The 25,654-nt window shown below is 66.6% G+C and carries 24 protein-coding genes; 18 read left to right on the top strand and 6 right to left on the bottom strand.

The window, feature by feature from the left end; all coding sequences use genetic code 11:
* Positions 1 to 217: 217 nt before the first annotated feature.
* The 5 genes from AC6IY7_RS13595 to AC6IY7_RS13575 all read left to right on the top strand — a co-directional run bounded on the left by AC6IY7_RS13595 (position 218) and on the right by AC6IY7_RS13575 (position 4,377).
* Entirely contained in the window at positions 218 to 2,278 is a 2,061-nt protein-coding gene (locus AC6IY7_RS13595; RefSeq protein WP_497782842.1) for a M3 family metallopeptidase, read from the top strand.
* A 151-nt stretch (positions 2,279 to 2,429) separates the two neighbouring features.
* Entirely contained in the window at positions 2,430 to 3,602 is a 1,173-nt protein-coding gene (locus AC6IY7_RS13590; protein WP_497779822.1) for an aminotransferase class I/II-fold pyridoxal phosphate-dependent enzyme, read from the top strand.
* Between the two features lie 71 nt (positions 3,603 to 3,673).
* A complete protein-coding gene (locus AC6IY7_RS13585) occupies positions 3,674 to 3,997 on the top strand; it encodes a nucleotidyltransferase domain-containing protein (protein WP_497779819.1) in 324 nt (107 codons plus the stop codon).
* Positions 3,994 to 4,116: a hypothetical protein gene (locus AC6IY7_RS13580; protein WP_497779818.1), complete on the top strand. Its 123-nt coding sequence runs from the start codon at positions 3,994 to 3,996 to the stop codon at positions 4,114 to 4,116. Before AC6IY7_RS13585 ends, AC6IY7_RS13580 begins: the two co-directional genes overlap by 4 nt.
* Before the next feature lie 60 nt (positions 4,117 to 4,176).
* The gene (locus AC6IY7_RS13575) at positions 4,177 to 4,377 is read left to right on the top strand and encodes a hypothetical protein (protein WP_497779816.1); all 201 of its coding nucleotides are present in this window, start codon (positions 4,177 to 4,179) and stop codon (positions 4,375 to 4,377) included.
* 1 nt (position 4,378) lies between these two features.
* Here the strand turns inward: AC6IY7_RS13575 and AC6IY7_RS13570 are convergent, their stop codons facing one another.
* Together AC6IY7_RS13570 and AC6IY7_RS13565 are read right to left on the bottom strand one after the other, a co-directional pair.
* On the bottom strand, positions 4,379 to 5,725 hold the full coding sequence (locus AC6IY7_RS13570) for an ATP-binding protein (protein WP_497779815.1): 1,347 nt from the start codon (positions 5,723 to 5,725) through the stop codon (positions 4,379 to 4,381).
* Positions 5,722 to 6,447 carry a response regulator gene (locus AC6IY7_RS13565; protein WP_497779813.1) on the bottom strand — a complete coding sequence of 242 codons (726 nt, stop codon included), beginning with the start codon at positions 6,445 to 6,447 and terminating at the stop codon, positions 5,722 to 5,724. Before AC6IY7_RS13565 ends, AC6IY7_RS13570 begins: the two co-directional genes overlap by 4 nt.
* A 181-nt stretch (positions 6,448 to 6,628) precedes the next feature.
* Between AC6IY7_RS13565 and AC6IY7_RS13560 the strand changes: the two genes are divergently transcribed.
* From AC6IY7_RS13560 to AC6IY7_RS13550, 3 genes are all read left to right on the top strand, one after another.
* Positions 6,629 to 6,928 (top strand): hypothetical protein, encoded by a 300-nt coding sequence (locus tag AC6IY7_RS13560; protein ID WP_497779811.1) that lies wholly within the window; start codon positions 6,629 to 6,631, stop codon positions 6,926 to 6,928.
* Positions 6,929 to 6,989: 61 nt separating this feature from the next.
* Entirely contained in the window at positions 6,990 to 7,880 is an 891-nt protein-coding gene (locus AC6IY7_RS13555) for a sterol desaturase family protein (RefSeq protein ID WP_497779810.1), read from the top strand.
* 46 nt (positions 7,881 to 7,926) lie between these two features.
* Positions 7,927 to 8,166 (top strand): cysteine rich repeat-containing protein, encoded by a 240-nt coding sequence (locus tag AC6IY7_RS13550; protein WP_497779807.1) that lies wholly within the window; start codon positions 7,927 to 7,929, stop codon positions 8,164 to 8,166.
* 109 nt (positions 8,167 to 8,275) lie between these two features.
* Here the strand turns inward: AC6IY7_RS13550 and AC6IY7_RS13545 are convergent, their stop codons facing one another.
* Positions 8,276 to 11,227 (bottom strand): Rne/Rng family ribonuclease, encoded by a 2,952-nt coding sequence (locus AC6IY7_RS13545; protein ID WP_497779803.1) that lies wholly within the window; start codon positions 11,225 to 11,227, stop codon positions 8,276 to 8,278.
* 739 nt (positions 11,228 to 11,966) lie between these two features.
* Here AC6IY7_RS13545 and AC6IY7_RS13540 point away from each other — a divergent pair.
* The 4 genes from AC6IY7_RS13540 (at position 11,967) to AC6IY7_RS13525 (ending at position 16,642) form a co-directional block, all read left to right on the top strand.
* On the top strand, positions 11,967 to 13,355 hold the full coding sequence (locus tag AC6IY7_RS13540; protein WP_497779801.1) for an N-acetylmuramoyl-L-alanine amidase: 1,389 nt from the start codon (positions 11,967 to 11,969) through the stop codon (positions 13,353 to 13,355).
* Between the two features lie 140 nt (positions 13,356 to 13,495).
* The gene (locus AC6IY7_RS13535) at positions 13,496 to 15,913 is read left to right on the top strand and encodes a penicillin-binding protein 1A (protein ID WP_497779800.1); all 2,418 of its coding nucleotides are present in this window, start codon (positions 13,496 to 13,498) and stop codon (positions 15,911 to 15,913) included.
* A gap of 25 nt (positions 15,914 to 15,938) precedes the next feature.
* Positions 15,939 to 16,256, top strand: coding sequence for a nucleotidyltransferase domain-containing protein (locus AC6IY7_RS13530; RefSeq protein ID WP_497779798.1), 318 nt, complete (start codon positions 15,939 to 15,941; stop codon positions 16,254 to 16,256).
* Positions 16,253 to 16,642, top strand: a complete 390-nt coding sequence (locus AC6IY7_RS13525; RefSeq protein WP_497779795.1) for a HEPN domain-containing protein — start codon at positions 16,253 to 16,255, stop codon at positions 16,640 to 16,642. Before AC6IY7_RS13530 ends, AC6IY7_RS13525 begins: the two co-directional genes overlap by 4 nt.
* A gap of 27 nt (positions 16,643 to 16,669) precedes the next feature.
* On the opposite strand, the gene ccmB is transcribed toward AC6IY7_RS13525, so the two are convergent.
* Complete coding sequence (gene ccmB, locus AC6IY7_RS13520) at positions 16,670 to 17,341, bottom strand: heme exporter protein CcmB (protein ID WP_497779793.1); 672 nt, start codon at positions 17,339 to 17,341, stop codon at positions 16,670 to 16,672.
* Positions 17,338 to 18,009 carry a heme ABC exporter ATP-binding protein CcmA gene (gene ccmA / locus AC6IY7_RS13515; protein ID WP_497779791.1) on the bottom strand — a complete coding sequence of 224 codons (672 nt, stop codon included), beginning with the start codon at positions 18,007 to 18,009 and terminating at the stop codon, positions 17,338 to 17,340. The genes ccmB and ccmA overlap by 4 nt, the downstream gene beginning before the upstream one ends.
* Positions 18,010 to 18,226: 217 nt before the next feature.
* On the opposite strand from ccmA, the gene AC6IY7_RS13510 reads away from it, so the two are divergent.
* The 6 genes from AC6IY7_RS13510 to AC6IY7_RS13485 all read left to right on the top strand — a co-directional run bounded on the left by AC6IY7_RS13510 (position 18,227) and on the right by AC6IY7_RS13485 (position 25,224).
* Positions 18,227 to 19,468, top strand: coding sequence for an aminotransferase class I/II-fold pyridoxal phosphate-dependent enzyme (locus tag AC6IY7_RS13510; protein ID WP_497779790.1), 1,242 nt, complete (start codon positions 18,227 to 18,229; stop codon positions 19,466 to 19,468).
* A 116-nt stretch (positions 19,469 to 19,584) separates the two neighbouring features.
* A complete protein-coding gene (locus tag AC6IY7_RS13505; protein WP_497779789.1) occupies positions 19,585 to 20,778 on the top strand; it encodes a hypothetical protein in 1,194 nt (397 codons plus the stop codon).
* Positions 20,775 to 21,770 (top strand): fatty acid desaturase, encoded by a 996-nt coding sequence (locus tag AC6IY7_RS13500; RefSeq protein ID WP_497779788.1) that lies wholly within the window; start codon positions 20,775 to 20,777, stop codon positions 21,768 to 21,770. The genes AC6IY7_RS13505 and AC6IY7_RS13500 overlap by 4 nt, the downstream gene beginning before the upstream one ends.
* 7 nt (positions 21,771 to 21,777) lie before the next feature.
* Entirely contained in the window at positions 21,778 to 22,422 is a 645-nt protein-coding gene (locus tag AC6IY7_RS13495) for a sterol desaturase family protein (protein ID WP_497779786.1), read from the top strand.
* A 114-nt stretch (positions 22,423 to 22,536) separates the two neighbouring features.
* Complete coding sequence (locus tag AC6IY7_RS13490) at positions 22,537 to 24,135, top strand: sensor histidine kinase (RefSeq protein WP_497779784.1); 1,599 nt, start codon at positions 22,537 to 22,539, stop codon at positions 24,133 to 24,135.
* Positions 24,136 to 24,213: 78 nt separating this feature from the next.
* Entirely contained in the window at positions 24,214 to 25,224 is a 1,011-nt protein-coding gene (locus AC6IY7_RS13485; RefSeq protein WP_497779783.1) for a sensor histidine kinase, read from the top strand.
* A 4-nt stretch (positions 25,225 to 25,228) separates the two neighbouring features.
* Here the strand turns inward: AC6IY7_RS13485 and AC6IY7_RS13480 are convergent, their stop codons facing one another.
* Entirely contained in the window at positions 25,229 to 25,654 is a 426-nt protein-coding gene (locus AC6IY7_RS13480) for a metallopeptidase family protein (RefSeq protein ID WP_497779782.1), read from the bottom strand.

The following is a 25,654-nucleotide window of genomic DNA, read 5'->3' as shown; positions in this document are numbered from 1 at the left end:
AACTGCGACCCATGCCCGGCTCGCGACTCGTCTGCTTGCGGCCCATGCTTTGCTTGCGTCACCGCGCCGCCCCTTCGACAGGCGGCGGAAGGCCGCCGCCTCGATAGACTCAGTCTATAAATCTACTACACTAATCGGGGATCGGCGGCAACCGCCGAGATCGCTGGCGCGGGGCGGCCCGAGCCCTTAATCTCGAGGCGACGATCCGAGGGACATGATGACGACCGAAAACCCGCTGCTTTCCGCCTCGACCGAAGCTTTCAAGCTGCCGCCCTTCGGCGCGCTGAAGGCCGAGCATTACCGCCCCGCCTTCGAGGCCGGCATGGCGGAAAATCTGGCCGAGATCGGGCGCATCGCCGCCGACCCCGCGCCGCCCGACTTCGAGAACACGATCGCCGCGCTGGAGCGCTCCGGGCGCCAGCTGGCCCGCGTCGGCGGCGTGTTCTGGAATCTCGCCGCGACCGACACCACGCCCGAGCTCCAGGAGATCGAGCGCGACATATCCGGCGCCCTCGCGCGGCATGAGAATGAGATCCTGCTGAACGCCGCGCTCTTCGCCCGCGTCGACTCCCTCTATGCGCGCCGCGACGCGCTGGCGCTGACGCCGGAGCAGGCGCGCGTGCTGGAGCTCACGCATAAGCGCTTTCTGCGCGCCGGCGCGAAGCTCGACGAGGACGCCAAGCGCCGCATGGCGGAAATATCCGAGCGTCTCGCCAATCTCACCACCTCTTTCGCGCAGAATGTGCTCGCCGACGAGGCCGATTATCTGCTGCTGCTCGAGGAGAGCGATCTCGACGGCCTGTCGGAGGATTTCCGCGCCGCGGCGGCGCATGTCGCGCGCGAGCGCGGCGCGCCGGGCAAATATGCGGTGACCCTCGCCCGCTCCAGCGTCGAGATTTTTCTGCAGAGCTCGACGCGCCGCGATCTGCGCGACATCGCCTTCCGCGCCTGGGCCAGCCGCGGCGAAAATGGCGGGGCGACCGACAATCGCGCGCTGATCGCCGAGATTTTGCGCCTGCGCGAGGAGCGCGCGAAGCTGAGCGGCTTTGCCAGCTTCGCCGCCTATAAGCTCGACGACACGATGGCGAAGACGCCCAGCGCCGTGCGCGAGCTGCTCGACCGCGTCTGGGCGCCGGCGCTCGCCGCGGCCAAGGCCGAGCGCGACGATCTCCAGGCGCTCGCGGAGCGCGACGGCGCCAATGTCGCGATCGCCGCCTCCGACTGGCGCCATTACGCCGAGCGCGTGCGCAAGGAGCGCTACGATCTCGACCAGGCGGAGCTGCGCCCCTATTTCCAGCTCGACGCGATGATCGCCGCCGCCTTCCATGTCGCCGAGCGACTGTTCGGCCTCTCCTTCGTCGAGGTGAAAGGCCTCGATCTCTATCACCAGAGCGTGCGCGCCTTCGACGTCCGCGATTCTGCGGGCGAGCATGTCGCGCTCTTCCTCGGCGATTATTTCGCGCGGCCCTCCAAGCGCGGCGGCGCCTGGATGTCGGAGTTCCGCGGCCAGGAGAATCTCGACGGCCGCATTCGTCCGATCGTCGTCAATGTGCTGAACTTCTCGCAAGCGCCCGATGGCGCGCCGACCCTGCTCAGCCTCGACGACGCGCGCACTTTGTTTCACGAGTTCGGCCATGCGCTGCATGGCATGTTGTCGAATGTCACCTATCCGCTCGTCGCGGGCACGAGCGTCGCGCGCGATTTCGTCGAGCTGCCGTCGCAGCTCTATGAGCATTGGCTGCTCGAGCCGCAAATTCTCCGCGCCTTCGCGCGCCATGCCGAGACCGGCGCGCCCATGCCGGAGGATATGCTCGAGCGCATCGCCAAGTCGCGCCATTTCAACCAGGGCTTCACCAGCGTCGAATTCTGCGCCTCGGCCTATGTCGATCTCGATCTGCACGAAAGCGCGATCGACGAGAGTTTCGACGCGCTTCGCTTCGAGCGCGAGAGCCTTGCGCGCATCTCCATGCCGCAGGAGATCGTCATGCGGCACAGGACGCCGCATTTCACTCATGTCTTCGCCGGCGACGGCTATTCGGCCGGCTATTATTCTTATCTCTGGGCGGAGACCCTCGACGCCGACGCCTATGAGGCCTTCCTCGAGGCGGGCGATCCTTTCGCGCCCGAGATTGCCGAGCGTCTGCGTCGCTTCATCTACGCGGCCGGCGGAACGCAGGACCCGGCGCAAGCCTATGTCGCCTTCCGCGGACGCATGCCGAGCGTCGATGCGCTGCTGCGCCAGCGCGGCTTTGCGGAACAGTCGCAAAAGGGCGCCTAGAGTCTCCCGTCAACGAAAGTGAAGTTCCGCTCGAGCCCCCCTCGAGGCTTCCATTCGAATGACGACGACCGCTTTCCGCTCCAATGGAATTGTTCGATACGCACGGCCATGGGTTTTCGCGCGCGGCGTTCGTCTCTGCTATGCTGATCGAATGACGACGCCTCCCACCCCTTCGAAACGCAGCGCCGTCGCGCCCTTCATCGCGATGGATGTGCTGAGCGAAACCCGCGAGCTCGAGCGCCGGGGCCGGCGCATCGTCCATATGGAGCTCGGCGAGCCCGGCGCGCCGGCGCCGCTCGCCGTGCGCGAGGCCGCGGCGCGCGCGCTCACGCAAGGCGCCATCGGCTATGCGGAGGCGCTCGGCCGTCCGGCGCTGCGCCAGCGCATCGCGCGCCATTACGGCGAGACCTATGGCGTCGATGTCTCGCCGGAGCGCGTCATTGTCACCACCGGCTCATCGGGGGCGTTTCTGCTGGCGTTTCTCGCCGGCTTCGATCCGGGCGCGCGCATCGCCATGACCGCGCCGGGCTATCCGGCCTACGCCAATATTCTGGCTTCGCTCGGCCTCGAGCCCGTGCTGATCGAGGTCGGCGCCGAAACGCGCTTCTCGCCGACCGCGGCTCTGCTCGAGGCGGCGCATCGCGAAAAACGCCTCGACGGCGCGCTGCTGGCGAGCCCGGCCAATCCGACCGGCGCGATGATCCAGAGCGACGAATTCGCGAAAATCTGCGCCTTTTGCGACGACGCGGGAATTCTCTTCATCTCGGACGAAATCTATCACGGCCTCTCCTATGAGCGGCCCTGCGAGACGGCGCTGGCGCAGTCGCGCAACGCCATCGTCGTGAACAGCTTCTCCAAATATTATGCGATGACCGGCTGGCGGCTCGGCTGGCTCGTCGCGCCCGAGCCCTTGGTGCGGCCGATGGAGCGGCTGCAGCAATCGCTCGCCATTTCCGCGCCGACGCTGGCGCAAATCGCCGCGCCCTTCGCCTTCGAGGCGCAAGCGGAGCTCGAGGCGGTGAAGACCGGCTATGCGCGCAGCCGCGCTCTGCTGCTGGAGCGCCTGCCGCGCTTGGGATTCGCCGATTTCGCGCCGCCCGACGGCGCCTTCTATGTCTATGCCGATGTCTCTCGCTTCACGGCGGATTCGGCGGCCTTCTGCAAGCGCATGCTGGAGGAGGCCGGCGTCGCCGTCACGCCCGGCGTCGATTTCGACCGCGCGCGCGGCAAGCATATGCTGCGCTTCTCCTACGCCGGCGCCGAGAGCGAGGTTCGGCTCGGCCTCGACCGCCTCGCGGCCTGGCTCGGCGCGGCGAAAACGTGAATTTGACGAAGGCGCCGACGGCGCCAGATTTTCCGGTGTGAAATCGCGCTCTATTATGGCAGGCTCGACGCATGACGACGCCGGTTCCGCTCGACCCTGTTCTCACGCGCTTTCGCGCCGAGCTCGCCGCCGCCTATGGCGATCGGCTCGAGCGCGCAGTGCTGTACGGCTCGCGCGCGCGTGACGACGCCCGCGCCGATTCGGACTATGACGTCGCGGTTTTTCTCAGAGAAGCGGAGAGCTTCTGGAAAGAGAGCGGCCGTCTCGCCGAGATCGAGACGGCGATCCTCTATGACACGGGCGCGGTCATCAACGCCCTGCCCTTTTCCGCCGGAGCCTATGGCGCCCGCACGCCGTTGATGCATGAGCTTCGGCGCGACGGCGTCGATCTATGACGCAGCCCGAGACGACCGCCTATCTCTCCAAGGCGCGACAGTCACTGAGAGAAGCGCGAATCGTGCTCGCCAATGAATTACCGGAAGCGGCAGGCCGCGCCGCCTATCTCACGGCCTAAAACGCCGCACAAGCTTTCATATTCGAGAAAACCGGCAAAGGAGCCAAGAGCCACAATGGCGTGCGCAGCGAATTCGCCCGCCTCGCGAAAGACGATCCGCGCATCGATCCGGCTTTTCCGACATTTCTCGCGCGCGCCTATAATTTGAAGGCGACCGCCAACTATGCGATCGGCGACGATATCGGCGTGAGCGTCTCGGAAGCCGAGCAGGCGATCGAGACCGCCGAGCAATTCGTCGACGCGATCATACGAGCCGTGTAACTCACCCGCTCTCGAACAGCGGCAGCGTGACGGCGACGCGCGCGCCGCCCTTCGCGGCGCGGCCGATCGTCACCTCGCCGCCATGCGCCTCGACGAGCGCGCGCACGACAGCGAGGCCGAGGCCGGCGCCGCCGGCGCCGCGACTGCGCGACGTCTCGAGCCGGCTGAAGGGTTCCAGCATCAGCGCGCGCTGCGCCTCTGGGATTCCCGGCCCTTCGTCCTCCACGGCGATCTCGACGCATCCGCCGCGCATGGCGAGCGCGATATGCGCGGCGTGGCCGTATTTCAGCGCATTGTCGACGAGATTGGCGACGATGCGGCGCAAGGCCAGCCGATCGCCGAGCGCCATCGCGCTTTCGGCGCCGATGACATTCAGATCGACGACTCCGCCACTCTGCGCGCGATCCTCGACCTCACCGCGAACCAGCGCCTCGACATCGATCAGCTCGCGCGTGAGCTCTCCGGCGCCGGCGCGGCTCGACAGAAGCGCGTCGTCGAGCAGGCGGATCATATCGTCGATATCGGCGATGGCGCGGCGGCGCTCGGCCTCGTCGGCGATGGCTTCGACGCGCAGCCGCAGACGCGTCGCGAAAGTGCGCACGTCATGAGAAATGCCGCCGATCAGCGCCATGCGCCCACGCAACAGGCCGGAGAGCCGCGCCTGCAATCGCTCGAAGGCGGCGACGAGCGCGCGCACTTCCGGCGCATTGCCGCCGGGCCGCAGTGGCGCGGGCTCGCCCGAGAGATCGATGGCGTCGACGGCGGCGGCGAGGCGCGCGAGCGGCTTCGTCTCGCGATGCATGACGATGAGCGCGGCCAGCGCCACCAGCGTGCCGAACAATCCCGCGAGCAGCCCCACGGGAACGCCCGAGCGCGCGACGAGCAGCGCGCCGCGCGTGTCGATGAGCAGAGTCTCGCCATTGCGCAGAGCGATGCGGAACTCGAGCGCATTGGAGAGCGCGCCGGCGAGATGCGGAAAGCGGCGGCCGATCGGCAGAGTGGGACGCCATTCCAGGATGAGGCCGCGGTCGCCGAGCGCAGCGGCATAGTCATGGCGTATATCCTCCGCCACAGGCGGGCCGGAAGAGGCATGCGCTGCGCCCGCCGGCAGAAGCCGCGCCGCGAATTGCGGAGACGCGACCGCCTCCAGCGCGAGCGCGCGCAGCTGCGGCGGCGTTTGCTCGACGAGCAGAGCGACGGTCGCGACATGCTCGGGGGTCGGACGCGCGCGCGCGCTCTGATCGGCGGTGAAACGATAGATCGCGGCGATAGCGGCGACCCAGACCGCCGTCAGGCTCACCACGACGATGAGCGTGATTCGCGCGGCGATCGTCCAGCGCGCCATCATGAGAGCCGCCTGACCTCGGCCTTGAACAAATAGCCGCCATTGCGCACGGTGGCGACGAGATCGGCGCTCGCCCCCGCCGCCTCGAGCTTCTTGCGCAGGCGCGAGACCAGCATGTCGATCGAGCGGTCGTAGGGATCGGCGTTGCGGCCATCGTTGCGGCAATGCGTCCAATCGAGCAATTGATCGCGCGTCAGCACGCGGCGCGGATGCTGCGCGAAACAGGCGAGAAGATCGAATTCCGCGCTCGTCAGCGCGATCGGCCCGAGGCCGCCCTCGAAGCCGCGCGCGTCGAGATCGAGCACGAAGCGATCGAAAGCGAAGCGCCGGCTCGCCGGCCGGCTCGGCGCCGCCTGGGCGCGCCGCAGCAGCGCGCGCACGCGCGCGAGCAATTCGCGCGGGCCGAAGGGCTTGGTCAGATAATCGTCGGCGCCCATTTCTAGGCCGACGACGCGGTCGATCTCGTCGCTCTTGGCCGTCAGCATCAGGATCGGGAGCGAATCGCCGGCGCGCAGGCGCCGACAGATGGAGAGGCCATCCTCGCCGGGGAGCATCAGATCGAGGATGAGGAGATCGGGCCGCGCCTGCGCGAGCGCTTCGTCCATCGCCTCCGCGTTCGGCGCAAGGGTGAGCTCGAAACCCTCGCGACGCAGAAAATCGCCGACCAGCCGACCGATTTCGGAATCGTCCTCCACCATCAGAATTCGGGCCGCGGGCGCGCTCATGGCGCAAATGTCGATCCGCCACGCCTCGGAGGCAAGAGCGCGCGAGGTGTTGTTACACATCGTTACGAAAGGGCGACAATTCGCGACGAAAAATCGCGCCGCCGTGATCGGCGCGGGACGTCGAAGGCCCATCCTCCGCTCACGTCGAAACATCGACGGCAAGATGACGAGGAGGTTTCACATGTTCCGATCGATCGCCGCTCCGGCTCTGGCCGCGGTCATTTTCTTCGCGGCCGTCTCCGAGGCGGGCGCCTGGACTCGAAGCGGGTCATTCACCGGCCCGCGCGGGACGAGCAATTGGGGCGCCTCAGGGGGCTGCGCCGGAGGCTCCTGCTCCTGGAACGGCGGCGGCGCCGGCCGCCGCGGAGCCTGGAGCCGCTCCGGCTCGGCCAATTGCAGCGGCGGCGCCTGCGCTGTCGGCGGCCAGGGCTCTGGACCGAGCGGCGGCTCTTACAGCTATTCCCGCTCCGTCTCCCGCTGAGCCTAGCAGAGGCCCGCCCGAGTCCGGCCCGCTCGCCTCTTCCCTCTCACGAGGTCGCATCATGCCGCAACTTCCGAATTCTCCGCTCGATCTCCATGCGAGGATGATCATTCTCGCCGTCGCCATCGGCTTCATGGCGCTCGAATATCTACTGGCGCGCCTCGCCGCGCGCGAGCATCACGATCTGCGCGAGAGCGCCGCCTCGCTCGGCGTCGCCCTCGGGCGCAACGCGCTGCGCGGCGTCGAGGCGCTGATCGTCGCCGGGCCTTACGCCTTCGCCTATGAGCATCGCCTGATCGATTTCGATCCGACCAGCGCGCTCGCTGTCGTCACGCTCTTCCTCGGCGTCGAATTCTTCTATTATTGGGACCATCGCGCCTCGCATCGCGTGCGCTGGATGTGGGCGACGCATTCCGTCCACCATTCGCCGACGCGAATGAACTACACAGCCGCCGTGCGGCTCGGCTGGACGGCCGGCCTCTCCGGCAATTTTCTGTTCTTCCTGCCGCTCGCCTGGCTCGGCTTTCATCCCATCGCCATCGTGCTGATGCTGACGGCGAATCTCCTGTATCAATTCTTCATCCACACAGAGCTCTGCCCGCGCCTGGGCGTTCTCGAACATGTGCTGAACACGCCGGCGCATCATCGCGTGCATCACGCCTCCAACACATCCTGCCTCGACAGGAATTACGGCGGCGTGCTGATCGTCTTCGATCGCCTGTTCGGCACTTTCGCCGAGGCGCCGAAGGAGGAGGCGCTGCGCTATGGGCTCGTCGGCGCGACGCCGAGCTTCAACCCGCTGAAGATCGCGCTCGGCGAATGGGCCGCGATGTTCCGCGACGCGGGAGCCGCCGACGATTGGCGCGGCGCGCTGCGCATGCTGTTCGCCCCGCCCGGCGCGGCCGATGCGACGCCACGCCGCGGCGAGGCCCACGCCATCACGGCGCGATGAGTTCCGCAGGCGAATGAAAGCGACAATCGTTTCGAGGAGAATCACGATGAACAGACTGAAGCTTTCGGCCATTGCGGCCATTGTCGCCGCCGCTCTCGCGGCCGGGCCCGCCGCGGCGCAGACGGCGCCTGTCGGCGACAGAGCCGACGCCGTGAAAAAAGCCTGCAAAGCAGATTATCAGCGTCTGTGCAGCGGCGTCATGCCGGGCGGCGGCCGCATCCTCGCCTGTCTGCAGAAGCATTCGTCGGAACTCGGCCCGGAATGCGTAAAAGCGCTCGGCAAATAGAGTGTATCCAGCCGAAGTGGGCGCCGGTTCGGCGTCGGAGAGGCGTCAGAACAAAAGCCGAGAGAAGATCGGCGCGACAGCCCCTCGAGGCCGTCGCGCTTTGTGTCTGTCAATCGCGAGCGAGCGAGTCCTTGGCGCGCTGCCACCAGCCGCCCTTTTTGGGGCGGTCGGGGTCGGCCTGGGTGATGACCGTTTCGGTCGGCTCGCGCGGAGGCCGCGGGGCCGACGCCTCACGCGTGATCGGAGCGGCTGGAGCCTCAGGCTCCGGCGCCCGCGCGGGCTGCGGAGCGGGCCGCTCCGGCTCGGGGGCGCTCGGCGCCTCGGCTTCTGCCGTCGGCGCAGAAGCGGGAGGAGCGACCGCCTCGTCGACGACCGGAGCCGCGGGTTCAGGCGCCTCGAAGGACGGGATATGAGCCTCGGCCGCAGAGACGGCCGTCTCCTCGACGCCCTCGTCGAGCGGGAAGGCGCCCTGCTCGCGATATTCGGGCGGCAGCGGCGAGGAGCGCGTCCAGCGGCCGGCGCGACGGCCGCGTCCGCCGCGGCTGCCCCGTTCCGCGGGACGCGGGACTTCATTGGACGGCGCGGTCGGCACGCCGTCGATCTCCGCGACGATGGCGAGGCCTTCGTCGGAAGGCTGCTCGGCGCCCGGCGCCGGGGCCTCGCCACCCGAAAGGCCGCCGCCGCGACCGCGACGCCGACGTCGACGACGCGCGCGCGGCTGCCCATCCTCGTCTTCCTCGGCGAAAGCCGGAAGGGCGACGCGCTCTTCGCGCCGTCCGGTCTCGGTCCGCCCGTTGTCGTTGCGTGCGCTCTCCGGGCGCGCGCTTTCGGGGCGCGCGCTTTCGGGCCGGCGCTCGACGATCTCGTCCTCCTCAACGGCCTCGGCTTCCGTCGGCTCGATCTCATCCTCGAGATCATCGGCGAGAGAATCGACGCGCAGCGGCTGGTGGATCGGAAGCTCGCGCACGCCGGTGGCCGGCTCGCCACGCTCCAGCGCGTGATAGGAGGTGCCGGTGAGGCTGTCGTCGGCCGAGACGGTGATGGCGACGCCGAAACGGCGCTCCAGCGCCTGCAGATGGCTGCGCTTCTGATTGAGGATGTAGAGCGCGACCACGGTGCGCGTGCGCAGGATGATGTCATGCGCCGCGCTCTTGATGAGCGCATCCTCGAGCACGCGCAGCACATGCAGCGCGATGGAGGCGGTGGAGCGCACAGTGCCGGCGCCGGCGCAATGCGGACAGGGCACGGTCGAGCCCTCGAGCACGCCGGCGCGGATGCGCTGGCGCGACATTTCGAGCAGGCCGAAATGCGAGATGCGGCCGACCTGAATGCGGGCGCGGTCGTTCTTCAACGCATCCTTCAAGCGGCGCTCGACGGAGCGATTGTTGCGGCTCTCCTCCATGTCGATGAAATCGACGACGATGAGGCCGGCGAGATCGCGCAGGCGCAGCTGACGGGCGACCTCGTCGGCCGCCTCCAGATTGGTGCGCAGCGCCGTGTCCTCGATATTATGCTCTCTCGTGGAGCGGCCCGAGTTCACGTCGATGGCGACCAGCGCCTCGGTCTGATTGATGACCAGATAGCCGCCCGACTTCAGCGTCACCTGATTGGAGAATAGCGCGTCGAGCTGCGCCTCCGCCCCCGCGGCGGCGAAGATCGGATTGGGATCGCGATAGAGGCGGACATTCTTCGCATGGCTCGGAATGAGCATGCGCATGAAATCCTTGGCCTCGCGATAGGAGTCGTCGCCGGAGACGACGACCTCGTCCACGTCGCGGCCATAGAGGTCGCGGATGGCGCGCTTGATCAGCGAGCCCTCCTCATAGACGAGCGTCGGCGCGCTGGAGCGCAAAGTCAGCTCGCGCACGCTCTCCCACATGCGCAGCAGATATTCGAAGTCGCGTTTGACCTCGGCCTTGGTGCGCGTCGCGCCGGCGGTGCGCAGAATGACGCCCATGCCCTCCGGCACCTCGAGGTCCTGCACGATCTCCTTCAAGCGCTTGCGGTCGGCTCCATCGGTGATCTTGCGGGAGATGCCGCCGCCGCGCGCGGTGTTGGGCATCAGCACGGAATAGCGGCCGGCGAGCGAGAGATAGGTGGTGAGCGCCGCGCCCTTGTTGCCGCGCTCCTCCTTGACGACCTGAACGAGCAGAACCTGGCGGCGCTTGATGACCTCCTGGATCTTATATTGACGACGCGAACGCGAGGGGCGGTGCGGGACCTCCTCCATGGCGTCGCCGCCGATATGCTCGACGTGCTCTTCCTCGTCCTCGTGCTCTTCTTCCTCGTCGTGGTCGTCGTCGCGGCGGCGGGCCTCTTCGCGCTCGCGCTCGGCCTCGTGTTCCACATAGCGCTCGCTCTGGTCGCGCTCGTCCTGACGGCGGGCCTTGACCTCATGGTCGAGCTCGGCCGGCTCCGCCGGAGCTTCCTCGGGATGGCCGGCCTCGATGACGCCGAAGCCCTGCGGATCGACGGCGATCGGCTCGGCCTCGACCGCTTCCGGCGCGCTCGCCTGCGCCGCGGGAGCCTCGGGCTCTTCGGCGGGTGCCGATTCGGGCTCCGCGCTCTCGGCGCGGGCCCCTTCGGCCGGCGCCGCGGCGTCGACAGGCGCCGCCTCGTCGGCGGCCTCGATCTCGGCGCCCTCCTCGTTTTCGGGAGCGCTCTCGGAGATCACCTCGTCGGAATGAGCGCGCTTCTCGGCGCCGTCCGAATTGCGGCGGCGCGAGCGGCGACGTCCGCCATGCGGACGCGGCTCCTCGTCCTCTTGCTGATGGACGCGGCTCTCTTCCTCGAGCAGAGCGATCCGGTCGGCGACAGGGATCTGGTAATAATCCGGATGTATCTCGGCGAAGGCCAGGAAGCCGTGACGATTGCCGCCGTAATCCACGAAGGCGGCCTGGAGCGAAGGCTCCACGCGCGTGACCTTGGCGAGATAGATATTGCCACGCAGCGGCTTCTTGTCGGCGGCTTCGAAGTCGAATTCCTGAACGCGATTGCCGCGTAGCACGACTACGCGGGTTTCCTCCGGGTGGGAGGCGTCGATGAGCATTTTGTTGGCCATGAGAAACTCTTTGCGGCGCGACGCGAGGCGACGCCGGCGGTCTCGAGCGAACATCCCGTGAGGGATGATGCGACCGCGGTCCGGCGAAGCGTCGGAGCGTCGACGCGTGTTTTCGAGGAGTTGGTGTCGATCGCGAAACATCGGATACGCGAACCGGCGCGACCGCCGGCGGACAGGGCGAGAGGCGCGGCCGGCCGCCGAAGCGAAACCGACCGGGAGCCCACGTGACGACGGCTCGGGAAGACAGCGCGAATCGATAGCTCCACCGGCGCGCGATACTCTCGCGCGGAGTGGCGCCTCGATTGGCGGCATGTCATGGACTTCGCCATGAGCTCGTCACAAAAACCTTATTGTCACAGCGCCTTACGGCGGCGCCCGCCCGTCCCGAACCCGCGCGCGAGGCGTGCATTCCGAACGTAATTCGTCCCGCGGAAAAACGCGTCGTCCGTCCGAGACGGTTCCCGACGCCGTAAAACGCCGAAAAGCGCGAGACGCATTTCGGACCCTTCCACGGAACGTTTCCATACATAATGTCTCGAAGGCGACACCGCAAGTTGGACGACCTCTCTCCGCCGCTTCGCCCACAGGCTGGCGCCCGCGGCCCGCGGATAAAGCGGCGGCGCAGCCGCTCCTAACTCAGCGTTAACCAGATATCCTCAGAAAGATTTCGGGCTCGCGCGGTCGCGTGAGCCGCGCCATATTGTTTGCGGGCGAACGCGCGAGCGGGGCGATTTTCGATATGGACGACAGGCGACCGACGGGGGCCGGGCCTTCGCGGGCTTTTGGTTCGTGGGCTTTTGGTTCGTGGGCTTTTGGTTCGTGGGCTAATGGGCGTGCGCCTCGGCGCATAGCGCGCGTCGCGCTCGCCTGCTGCCTCGCTCTCGCCATCGCCCGGGCCGAGGCGGAGCCGGCCGAGCCGGTCTCGGCGATCGCCGCGCGCATCGAGCAGCAAAAAGACCGGGCGCGCCTCGTCTTCGAGACGACGGCCGAGGTGACGCCGGCCGTGTTTCCGGTCGCCGACCCTTACCGAATCGTCGTCGATCTGCCGGAAATGGCTTTTCGCCTCGACCCCGAGATCGGCCGCCCGACCAAGGATAAACGCGGCGGCGACGAGCTCGTGACCTCCTTCCGCTTCGGCCAGTTCGCGCCCGGACGCTCGCGAATCGTCATCGATCTGGCGCGGCCCGCCAGGATCGTGCGCGCCGAGAGCGATTCGAAGCTGAAGACGCCGCGTCTCGTCATCGAGCTCGAGCCCACGGACTCCGCGAGCTTCGCCGCCGAGGCGGCCCGCCGCGCGCCGGTCGCCGCGCCCAGAGCCGCCGCCGCCGAGCCGCCGCCGCCCACGCCCGGCGGCAAGCCGATGCTGGTCATCGACCCCGGCCATGGCGGCGTCGACGTCGGCGCCGCCGGACCGCATGGCGAGCAGGAGAAGACCATCGTCCTCGAATTCGCCCGCGCGCTGAAGGCCAAGCTCGAGGCGAACGGCAAGCTGCGCGTGGCGCTCACCCGCAATGAGGACGCCTTCATGGCGCTCGATGAGCGCGTGCGCGTCGCGCGTCAGGCCGGAGCCGAATTATTCCTGTCGGTTCATGCCGATACGCTCGCCGAGCCGAGCGTCGAAGGGGCCACGGTCTATACGGTTTCCGCCCGCGCCTCCGACGCCGAAGCGGCCAAGATCGCCGAGAAAGAGAATTTCGCCGACCGCGCCGCTGGGCTCGAGCGCAAATCGGAGGACGCCGGCGAGGTCGGCGACATTCTCTACGATCTGACGCGGCGCGAGACGCGCGCCTATAGCCATGTCTTCGCCCGCACGCTGATCGCCTATTGGCAGACCGTCGGCCATCTCAACAAGAATCCGAGCCGCTCGGCCGGCTTCGTGGTGCTGAAAACCTTCGACATTCCCTCCGTTCTGCTCGAGCTCGGCTATTTGTCGAGCACGCGCGATCTGTCGCGGCTCGTCTCGACGGAATGGCGCGAGCGCGCCGCCGAGGCCACGGCGCAAGCGATCGAGCGCTATTTTCAGGAACGCCAGGAGCAGGCCCAGGAACGCCAGGCGCAGGCGCTGGCGGGAACGACCCCGCAAACCGCGCCCGCGCAGGCCGTGGCCGCGACCGCGCGCCCACAATAAAACATAAAAACCCGGATAAGGATGGCTGCGGCGAGAGGCCGATTCGGGTTTCCGTCTCGATAAAATATCTCTAAACGGGACGCCGACGGCGCGGCGCGCGCCAGATTTGAAGCAACGCGTCTCTTCGAGGATCATCCTTCATGCGTCTGCTCGTCCGGTTCTTCGGCTTCCTCTTCGCGACCGGCGCCATCGTCTTCCTGATCGGCGTGGCGGCCGCGGCCGGCATCGTCTACGTGTTCTCGAAGGATCTGCCGGACACGGCGCAATTGCGCAATTACGAGCCGCCGGTCACGACGCGCATCCACGCCAATGACGGCTCCATCCTCGCCGAATATTCGCGCGAGCGCCGGCTGTTCCTGCCGAGCTCGGCGGTTCCGCCGCTCGTCAAGCAGGCCTTCATCTCGGCCGAGGACAAGAATTTCTACACGCACAACGGCGTCGATTTCGAGGGCATCGCCCGCGCCGTTTCGATTCTCGCCCAGGGCGGCCGCCATATGCAGGGCGCCTCGACGATCACCCAGCAGGTGGCGAAAAACTTCCTCGTCGGCAATGAGCGCAGCTTCGAGCGCAAGATCCGCGAGGCGCTGATCTCCTTCCGCATCGAGGCGGCCTATCCCAAGGACCGCATCCTCGAGCTCTATCTCAACGAGATATATCTCGGCCTCGGCAATTATGGCGTCGCCGCCGCGGCGCTGAATTATTTCAACAAATCCGTCTATGAGCTGACGATCGCCGAGGCCGCCTATCTCGCCGCCCTGCCCAAGGCGCCGAACAACTACCATCCCTTCCTGCATCGCGACCGCGCGGTGGAGCGCCGCAATTACGTCATCGACCGCATGGTCGCCGACGGCTTCGTCTCGCAGAAGGACGGCGACAAGGCCAAGACCGAGCCGCTCGGCGTCAATCCGCGCGTGACCTCGCCCAACACCTATGTCGCCGGCTTCTTCGCCGAGGAGGTGCGCCGCGAGCTGCTCGACAAATATGGGGACAAGAAGCTCTATGAGGGCGGCCTCTCGGTGCGCTCGACGCTCGACCCCAAAATGCAGGCCATCACGCGCAAGGCGCTCGCCGACGGCCTGGTGCGCTTCGACGAGGCGCATGGCTTCCGCGGCCCGATGCGCCATATCGACATCTCCTATGATTGGGGCCTGCCGCTGGCCGATATTCCGGCGCTCGGCGATGTGAAGCCCTGGCGTCTCGCCGTGGTGCTGGACGTCAACGACAGTTTTGCGAAGATCGGCCTGCAGCCGGGGCGCGAGAAATCCGGCGAGGTGGCGCGCGAGCGCGAGGCCGGCCAGCTCGGCCAGGAGGGCATGCGCTGGGCCGGCCGCAGCATGCGCGCCGCGCTGACGCCGGGCGACGTCATCTATGTCGAGCCGCTCTCCGGAAGGCCGGGCCAGTTCCGGCTGCGGCAGATTCCGGAAATCTCCGGCGCCATGGTGGCGATGGACCCCTATACGGGCCGCGTCTTCGCCATGGTCGGCGGCTTCTCCTACGATCAGTCGGAGTTCAACCGCGCGACGCAGGCGCTGCGCCAGCCGGGCTCCTCCTTCAAGCCCTTCGTCTACGCGACTGCGCTCGACAATGGCTACACGCCCTCCTCCTCCATTCTGGACGAGCCGATCACCATCGTGCAGGCCAATGGCGAGAGCTGGACGCCGGAGAATTTCGAGGGCGCCCACGGCACTGGCGCGCATCCGCTGCGCTATGGCGTCGAGCACTCCAAGAATATGATGACGGTGCGCCTCGCCAAGGACGTGGGCATGCCGCTGATCGCCGAATACGCCAAGCGCTTCGGCATTTACGACGACATGCCGCTCTATCTGCCGATGGCGCTCGGCGCCGGCGAGACGACGGTGATGCGCATGGTGACCGCCTATTCCATGCTCTGCAATGGCGGCAAGCGGGTGAAGGCGACGCTGATCGACCGCATTCAGGACCGCTGGGGCAAGACGATTTACCGCCATGACGAGCGCCAGTGCCTGGGCTGCGACGCGCCCAAATGGGAGAGCCAGAACGAGCCCAAGCTGATCGACAAGCGCGAGCAGGTGCTCGATCCGCTGACCGCCTATCAGATCACCTCGATCATGGAGGGCGTCATCGAACGCGGCACCGGCCAGTCGATCAAGGCGGTGGGCAAGCATCTCGCCGGCAAGACGGGCACCACCAACGAGGCCAAGGATCTGTGGTTCGTCGGCTTCTCGCCCGATCTCGCCGTCGGCGTCTATATCGGCTACGACCGGCCGCGGCCGGTCGGCGAGGGCAAGAGCGCGCAGGCGGCGACCTATGCCGCGCCGATCTTCCGCGATTTCATGATGGTGGCGCTGAAGGACAAGCCGGACGTGCCCTTCCGCGTGCCGCCGGGCATAAAGCTGATCACGGTCGACCCGCATTCGGGCCTGCGGTCCAAGGGCTCCGGCTCGATCCTGGAGGCGTTCAAGCCCGGCACCGCGCCGCCCGATTCCTATTCCGCCGCCGGCAGCGACGGCGGGCTGCAATCCGGCGGCGCGCAGGATGTGGACAAGCAGGTGGGCAGCGGGACGGGCGGGTTGTATTGAGCGGGACGGGAGCGATGTTCGGCCGATGACGACAGCGATCGATCCGATCATGCGCCGGTTCCGCGCCGCGCTCGGCGATGCTTACGGCCAGAGGCTTCGGCGCGTCGTGCTGTTCGGATCGCGGGCTCGCGGCGACGCGCGTCCCGACTCGGATTATGACGTCGCGGTTTTTCTCGGGGATATTGAAAGCATCGGACGGGAGGCGGATCGGATCGCGGAGATCGAGACCGACATCCTCTACGACACCGGCGCCGTCATCAACGCCCTGCCCTTCCTGGCTGCGGCCTATCGATATCCGACGGCGCTGATGGGAGCGTTACGCCGCGAAGGCGTGGAGTTGTGAAGGCGGAGGCGGCCGATTATCTCGACAAGGCGCGCGAAGATTTGAGCGACGCCAGAAAGATCGTCGCGATCGGGCTCGCCAAGGTCGCCGCCCGCTGCGCCTATTATGCCGCCTTCCACGCGGCCGAAGCCTTCATCGTCGAAGCGACCGGCAAGAGCGTGAAGACCCATTCCGGCGCGCGGGCCGAGTTTGCCCGCTTGGCGAAAGAGAGCGGAGCGATCGACAGGTCGCTGCCAAAATTTCTTGCGAAAGCATATATCTACAAGGAAATCAGTGACTATGGCGCGCGTCCCGGCGCCGACGTCACGCCTGCCGACGCAGACGAGGCGATCGCCGCCGCAGCGCGTTTCATCGATTGCATAACGGCGCTGCTGGCCAGAGGGTGACGCCGAACAACCGAGGACGATTTCTCCTCACTCCCCCGAATGCCGCAACGCCGCCGCCGCCGCGAAAGGGCACAGCGCCAGCGACGCCAGGCTGATCGCGCATAAAATGGCGAAAGGCGCGGCGAAGGATACCGTCCCGCCGGTCGCCGCCTCCGCCGCCGAGACCCCGAAAATCAGTACCGGAATCGTCAGTGGCAGCACCAGCAGCCCCATCAGCAGGCCGCCGCGGCGCAGCGTCACCGTCGCCGCCGCGCCGATCGCGCCGATCAGCGTCAGGGCGGGCGTGCCGGCCAGCAGCGTCGCGGTCACGGCGACGAGCGCCATTTCCTCCTGTTGCAGCATCAAGCCCAGGAAAGGCGCCACCAAAGTCAGCGGCAGGCCGGTGGCGACCCAATGCGCCGCGCATTTGGCCAGAACCGCGAGCTCGAGCGGCGCGCGGCCGAGTGGAAAGAGATCGAGCGAGCCGTCCTCGAAATCGGCCTGGAACAGCCGATCGAGGCAAAGCAGGCTCGCGAGCAGCGCCGCGATCCACAATATCGCCGGGCCGATGCGGGCGAGAAGATCGGGGTCCGGGCCAATGGCGAAGGGGACGATCGACACCATCACCAGGAAAAACACCACGCCCATCGTCGCCGAGCCGCCGATGCGGCGGGCGACGCGCAGATCGCGCAAGAACAGAGCGAGAAGCGGCGAGCTCACGAATTCGCCCCCAGCGCCAGCTCGCGCGCATCCTCGAGGCCGAGCGGCTCATGTGTGGCGGCGATGATCATGCCGCCGAGCGCCCGATGCTCGGTCATCAGCCGGGCGAGCCGCGCCCGCGAGGCGGCGTCGAGGGCGCTGGTCGGCTCGTCGAGCAGCCAGAGCGGCCGGAAGGCCACGAGCAGGCGGGCGAGCGCGATGCGACGCTTCTGGCCGGCGGAGAGCATGGCGACTTGCGTCTGCGCGAGATGGGCGAGCCCGACCCGCTCCAGCGCCTCTCCCGGCTCGAGGCTGCGCCGATCCGGCTCGCCGCCCAGAAACTGCGCCCAGAACTCCAGATTTTCGCGCGCGGTGAGCGGCGCCTTCAGCCCGTCCGCATGGGCGAGATAATGAAGCAGCGTCGCGGCCTCCTCCCCCTCCTCGGCTCCCTCGATCTCGACGCGGCCGGACAGGCGCGGCAAAAGGCCGGCCAGAGCGCGCAAAAGCGTCGATTTGCCGGCCCCATTGCGGCCGGTGACGATCAGCGCCTCGCCGGCGGAAAGGGAGAAGCCGAGGCCAGATAGCACGCGCCGCCCCCCGCGGGCGACGGCGAGCGCCTCCACGCGCAGCCGCAGAGCGGAGGCCCTTTCGGCGTGCGGCCGGGAGCGATGATGCGGAGCGTCTGTCATCGCCAGAGCCAATAGAGCAAGTTCCGCCGCAGGGGAAATCCCCGCCCCGGCGAAACAATTGCGACACGATTGCGACACGATGCTTTCGCTGGCGCTATGGCGCCGAAGGATGCTAAGCCTGCGGGCCGACCGCGGGCGTCGCGAGGAATCGGGCGCCGGCTTCCAATGACGCGCCGCGCCCAAATCGCGCGGCCCGAGACTCGGGATGACGCATTAAGTGGCGAAGCATAGCAGCCTTTCAGACTACGCATCGAGACGATTTCGTTTCGCCGGAAATGCGCTCCTCCAATATCACGACCCCTTCTTCGCGCAGATCGACCGGCTGCGCAGCGAGTTCGAGGCGAAGGGAACGCATTTCGTCAGCTTCGCCAATTACGATTATCTCGGCCTCGCCAATCATCCGAAGATCGTCGAGGAGGCCGAGCGCGAGCTGCATCGGCTCGGCGTCGGCGCGCTGGCCTCGCGCCTCGTCGGCGGCGAGCGCTCGACGCACAAGCCCTTCGAGGCGGAGATCGCCGAATTCTTGCGGATGGAGGCGGCGCTGACGCTCGTCTCCGGCTATCTCGCCAATGTGACGACCATTTCCTGGCTGCTCGGCAAGCGCGACGCGCTGCTCATCGACGAGCTCGCCCACAACAGCATCGTCGCCGGCTGCGAAGCCTCCTCGGCCGAGGTGATCAAATTCCGCCACAACGACCTCGAGCATCTCGACCATCTGCTGGCCAAGAAGCGCGAAGACTACCGCCATGTGCTCATCGTCGTCGAGGGCATCTACAGCATGGACGGCGACACCGCCGATCTGCCGCGCCTCGTGGAGCTGAAAGAGCGTCACGACGCCTGGCTGATGGTGGACGAGGCGCATTCGCTCGGCGTGCTGGGCGAGACCGGCCGCGGCCTCGCCGAGCTGCAGGGCGTCGATCCCGGCCGCCTCGATCTCGTCGTCGGCACAATGTCCAAGACGCTCGCCTCCTGCGGCGGCTTCGTCTGCGCGAGAAAGCCGGTCATCGACTGGTTCCGCTATACGCTGCCGGGCTTCGTCTATAGCGTCGGCCTGTCGCCGGTGATCCTCGCCGCCGCGCGCACCGCCCTGCGGCTGATGCAGGAGGAGAGCTGGCGCGTCGGCAAGCTCGCGCGCAATGCGGAGCTGTTCCGCGACTACGCCCACGCCAATGGGCTGAGCACCGGGCCGGCGATCGGCCGCGGCGTGGTGCCGATTCTGTTCCAGGACAGCGTCGAGACCATGTGGGCCTCGCAGCATCTGCTCGGCAAAGGCTTCTATGTGCCGCCGATCGTGCAGATCGGCGTGCCCAAGGACCAGCCGCGGCTGCGCTTCTTCCTCTCGGCCAATCATTCGGAAGCGGAAATCAAAGGCGTGATCGAGGCGCTGCGCGATCTGCCGCCGGTGGCCGCCGAGGCGCATGAATTGGTGCGCAAGGCGATGGCCGGCGTCGGCGGGTGAGGCGGCGAACGAGCGTAGCGAATAGCGAATAGACCCTGCTCGCTATTGGCTGCTCGCTGTGTCCCGCGTCGATTTGCCCGCTTTCGTTTGCTCCTCTAGCTCGATAGGTGTTCGCTATGGCCGGCGTCGAGATTGTTCCCGTCGATAATCTTTCGAGATTCCTGACCTTCTGCAAGCTGCCGCGTCTCATCTATAAAGGCGCGAAAGGCTTCGCGCCCTCGCTCGACGCCGAGCGCTGGAATCTCTACAGCCACAAGCTCAATCCGCATTTCAAACATGTGGAGGCGCAGGAGTTCCTGGCGCGCAAGGACGGCAAATGGGTCGGCCGCATCGGCGCGCAGGTCTATAAGCCCGAGATCCAACCGGTCTCCGCCTCGCGCTGGCAATTCGGCTCACTCGACGCGATCGACGACATAGAGGTCGTGCGCGCGCTGACGCGGGCGGCCGAAGACTGGCTGCGCGCGCGCGGCGCGCAGACCATCGTCGGCCCATTCTCGCCGGACATCAACGGCGAAAGCGGCGTGCTGATCGAAGGCTTCGAAGCGACGCCCATGTTTCTGATGCCCTGGCACCCGCCCTATCTGTCGCCGCTCGTCGAATCGCTGGCCTATGAGAAGGCCAAGGATCTGATCTCCTATCGGCATCTCGCCGCAGACCAGGACCTCGGCAAGGAACGCCGCATCGCCGACCGCCGCGAATGGCGCGGCCGTTTGAAGATTCGCCAGCTCGACCGCGATCATTTGAAGCAAGGCGAAACCGCGCTGATGTCCGATCTGTTCAACGACGCCTGGCGCGGCAATTGGGGTTTCGTGCCGCTCGGCAAGGATGAGCTCGACGGTTTCGCGGACCTCATGAAATATGTGATGCCGCCGGAATTCGGCATCGTGCTCGAATTCGACGGCGCTCCGGTCTCCTTCGCGGTGGCGCTGCCCAATCTGCACGAGATCACCGCCGATTTCGACGGCAAGCTCTTGCCGTTCAATATCTTCAAGCTGATCTCGCGCATCCGCAAGCACAAATTCTCGACCGCGCGTCTGCTGCTGCTCGGCACGCGCAAGGCGCTGCAGAACAGCGCCACCGGCGGGGCGATTCTGCTGTCGATGATCGAGGATATGCGCCGGCGCAGCTGCGTCGACGCGAATATCGTCGCTCTCGAGGCCGGCTGGGTGCTCGAGGACAATATGGGGATGCGCAAGCCGATCGAAATGTTCGGCGGCAAAATCGACAAGATTCACCGCATCTATGAGAAGCGCGTCGCCGGCGCGCCGGCTGTTTCATCCGAGGCTGTGAGAGAAGGGGCGACTCCATGAATGTCATCTCGATTTCTTCGACGTCCTCCGCCGATCGCTCGCATGTCGAGCGCCGTCGCCTCATTCTCGAGGCGCATCCGGAAGTGAAGACGCTGTTCGGCAAGGACGACGTCACTTTCAAGATCACCGCGGGCATATTCGCCGGGCAGCTGCTGATCGCCGCCATTCTCGGCTGGCTCGGCCTCTCCTATTGGCCGCTCACCCTGCTGCTGGCCATTTGCGTCGGCGCCTTCGCCAATCACGCGGCTTTCGTCGCCATCCATGACGCGATCCACAATTGCGTGTTCGACAACCCGCTCTACAACAAGCTCACGGCGCTGCTCGCCGATCTGCCCAACGCCTTCCCGACGGCGATGGGCTTTCGCTGCTATCACATCAAGCATCACTCGCATCTGTCGGCCTATGACTATGACGCCGATATTCCGAGCCGCTGGGAAGTGGAGTGGGTCGGCAATAGCACATGGCGCAAGGCGCTGTGGCTGTTCTTCTTCCCGGCGATCCAGCTGGCGCGCCTGTCGCGGCTCAAAGGCACGGTGCCGTTCATGGGCTTTTGGACCTATGTCAACGCCGCCGTCATCCTTCTCTTCGATCTCTTCGTGCTCTTTGCGTTCGGCCCGAATGCGCTGCTCTATCTGGCGCTCTCCTTCTGGTTCTCGGTCGGCGGACTGCATCCGCTGAGCGCGCGCTGGGTGCAGGAGCATTTCGCCTTCGGCCCCAATCAGGGCACGTTCGACTATTACGGCCCGCTCAACAAAGTCGCGCTCAACATCGGCTATCACAACGAGCATCACGACTTTCACGAGATCCCGTGGCGGCGCCTGCCGGAGCTCACCGAAATGGCGCCCGAGTTCTACAAGCCGCTCGGCAGCCATTATTCCTGGTTCGCCCTGCTCGTCACCTTCGTCTTCGACCCGCGCTATTCGTTGCAGACGCGCTCCGCCAATGTGGAGCTCGCCAGCGCCGCGCAGCCCATCCCCGTCCCGGCGGAGTAGAGTTCCCATGACTGCGATCGAAAATGACGCGCTCGCCGCGTCGCCGCGCCTGTTCGAGAGCGATATTCTCGACAAATATTCGCGCGTCCATCATCTGACCCCGCCGCTCGTCTATGGTCCGATCATTCTCTGGCTCATCGCCTATGCGAGCGGCTACGCCAGCGCGGGCTATATTCTCCTCGCCTTTCTCATGGGCTATCTGGCTTGGACGCTCACCGAATATTTCGGTCATCGCTTCCTGTTCCACACGGTGTTCGCGCTGCCTTTCGGGCTCGGGCCGCGCTTCCAATTCCTCATCCATGGCGTGCATCACATCTATCCGAGCGATCCGCTGCGCCTCGTCATGCCGCCGCTGCTCTCCGCGCCGATCATGCTGATCGCGCTGACGCTCATTCGCCTCATCGTCGGCGGAGACTTCGCCTGGCCGATGCTGGCGGGCTTCATCGCCGGCTATGTGCTCTATGACTGCGTGCATTATTGGACGCATCACGGACAGCCCAAATCGAAGCTCGGCCATTTGGTGCGCCGGCTGCACATGCTGCATCATTTCCGCGATCCGGAGCGCGGCTTCGGCGTTCATGCGATCTGGTGGGACTATGTGTTCGGCACCAATTACGAGCAGGGCCAGACACCGGGAAACAGGGCGGTGTGACGGGCTTATCGTCGCAGGACCTTCTAATGCGCCCCTTTCGGTCATAAATGAGCCGAGGCGCCGGCGCATAGGAGCGAAGGCAGGCGTCCGCCGCGCCCTCGAGCGAGCCGAATCATGTCGAGCCTCAAAGGGCCGCCCACGTCTGCGGCGAGTTCCGATCTGCCGCGCGCCGACCATGGCCGCGTCCGCGCGATCTTCGCCGCGCTCGCGCCCCGGCTCGCGCGCTGGTATCGCTCGCCGCTCTCCTGGCGCATCGCCATCGGATTCCTCGCCGCGGCGGCGGGCCTGATCTGGCGCGTGGTCATCGCGGGCGAGAGCAGCGGCCACATCTATGTCACCTTCTATCTCCCGGTTCTCGTCGCCTCCTTCACCGGCGGCGCGGTCTCCGGCGTGCTGACGCTGCTCATCAGCGCCGCGGTCGCCCAGCTCTGGCTCGCGTCGATCGCAGGCATCGAAGACGCGCTCGCCTTCGCCACCTTCCTCACGACCAACAGCGTCATCATCGTGGTCGGCGAAGCCTTCCAGCGCACGCTGACCCATATCGACAATCTGGAGACGCTCCACGCGATGAAGCGTCTCGCGGCGCAGAATGCGCGGCTCGTCGAGCAATTCGGCAGCGTCGCCCTGGCGGCGCCGGGCGTGGTCTTCTCCTTCCGGCTCGACACGGGCGGCTGGGGCTCCTGCCCCTATCTCGCCGAGAATGTGCGCACCGTCTTCGGCGTCGCGCCGGACGAGATCGCGACCAACGCCGCGCCCCTGCTCCGCCGCATCGACGCCGCCGACAGCGAGCGCATGCGCGCCGGCTTCGCCCGCTCGGCGGCGCAGATGACGCTGCTGCGCGAGGAGTTCCGCTATAATCATCCGTCCAAGGGCTCGATCTGGCTGGAGACGCAGGCGCAGCCGGTGCGTCAGGCGGATGGCTCCGTCGTCTGGCACGGCTATGCGCAGGACGTCACCGAGCGTAAGCGCGAGGAGGCCGCGCGGCTCGAGGCCGAGCGCGCGCTGGAGCAGCGCATCGTCGAGCTCGAGCGCGTCAATGAGCGGCTCGCCCGCTTCGCCTATGTCGCCTCGCATGATCTGCAGGAGCCGCTGCGCAAGATCGTCGCTTTCTCGCAAATGCTCGACGCCGCCGTCGCCTCCTCGGACCACAAGGATGTGTCCTATGCGAGCGAGGTGATGCGCGGCTCGGCGCTGCGCGCGCGCGAGCTGGTCGAGGATCTGCTCGTCTATTCGCGCGTCGTCGAGGCGCCGCTCAAAGTGCAGCGGCGCGATCTGCGCGTCGAGATCCAATCGGCGCTGACCGACCTTTCCGAGCTGATCGAGGAATCGGGCGCCGATGTCAGCCTCGACGCGCCCTGCGTGGAATTCGAGGCGGACCCGCCGCAATTCGCGCGGCTCATGCATAATCTCGTCAGCAATGCGATAAAATTCCGCCGCCCGGGGGAAACGCCGCGCATCGCCATCGCCGGCCATGTCGAGGACGGATTGCTGCGCCTCTCCATCTGCGACGATGGCGTCGGCTTCGAGGCGAAATACGCCAAAGCGATCTTCGAGCCGTTCAAGCGCCTGCACAGCAAGGCGGAATATCCGGGCACCGGCATCGGCCTCGCCATCTGCAAAACGATCGCCGATCGCCACGGCTGGACGCTGACGGCGCGGTCGCAGCCCCTGCAGGGCGCTACATTCGAGGTGACGATGCGGCTGCCGAGCTGAGCAGGATTTCGAAAAAGTGGAGACCGGTTTTTCGAGAAAAATCCTGCTCTTCATAGGCGGTCACGACCGAGACAGATCATGCATGAGCTTTTCGCGCTTGCCGCGCGCTCCAGGACCCTGCCCGCCTGGGCGCGCTATCTCGCGGCGTCCGGTCTGACGCTGGCCGCGCTCGCGTCGCAGATGCTGCTACGCGACAAGCTGCCGCCGGGCCAGCTTCTCTTATTCCTTCCGGCCGTCCTATTTTCCGCTCTGCTCTTCGGCGGCGAAGCGGGCGGCTGGTCGGCGGCCTTCAGCGCCGCGCTGGCCGCCTATTTTCTGTTTCAGGGCGAAGGCTTCGCCGTTTCCGATCCCGCCGAGGCCTTTGCGCTCGTGCTGTTCATCTGCATCGCTCTAGCGATTGTCTATGTGCTGCAAGCGCTCTTCGAGGCGCTCGACCGGCGCGACGTCGAGGCCGCCGCCGCCCAAGCGCATGCGACGAAGACCGAGCGATTGAAGAAGCTGTATCTCGAGGAGATGACGCATCGCACGAAGAACGATCTGCAATTCATCGCCTCGATGCTGCAGATCGAGGGACGCGCGCTCGAGGAGGAACATGCGAGGGCGTCATTGCTCGCGGCCGCGAGCCGCGTCGCGGTGGTGAGCCGAGTCTATGTGCTGCTCCAGCACGGTGGCCTGTCCGACGTCTCGATGAAGCCGCTCATCGACGATCTCTGCGCCAATCTTCGGCTGGCGCTCATCGGCGTGCGGCCGATCGCGCTGCGGACGGAGGTGGCCGATTGCGCGCTTCCCGTGGACGAGGCGCGCGCGGTCGCGCTGATCGTCAACGAGCTCGTCGTCAATGCGATCAAATACGCCTTTCCCGAAGATCGCGCGGGAACGGTGAAGGTGCGGCTGGCCCGCGACGGCGACGATCTCGCCTTGACGATCGAGGACGACGGCGTCGGGCTCCTGTCGATGGAATCGAAGGGAGCGGGTTTCGGGCAGAAGCTGGCGCGCTCCCTCGCGCAGCAGCTCGGCGGCGCGGTCACGATCGAGGCCGGCGTGACAGGCCTGCGCTCCGAGCTGCGTTTTCCGGCGCCGCACGCGTGAGGCCTCACCCCGCCTTTTGCTCGATCTCCTCTATATCCTCGTCCGAGAGGCCGAAGTGATGGCCGATCTCATGTACGAGGACATGGGTGATGACCTCTTGCAGCGTGTCCTCGCCATCCGCCCAATAATCGAGAATCGGACGGCGATAGAGCCAGATCATATTCGGCGGCTCGCCCGTGTGCGCCGTCGCGTCGCGCTGCGCGAGGCCCTGGCCGCGGAACAGCCCCAAGAGATCGAATTCGGTCTCGCACTCCATCTCCTCGAGAATTTCCTCGTCCGGGAAATCCTCGACATGGATCACGAGACCTTCGCAGAGCCGCGTGAAGCGCGACGGCAGCGAGGCGAAAGCCGCGTCGGCCAGCACCTCGAGGTCCTCGAGCGAAGGGGCGCGGAGCTGGGCGAGAGCGCTGTCATCGAGAGGCGAGGCCAT

This window comes from Methylosinus sp. is20ea (assembly GCF_059718135.1).
Note: the sequence above shows the minus strand (reverse complement) of the source record. Positions and strands in the feature narration are given on the sequence as shown.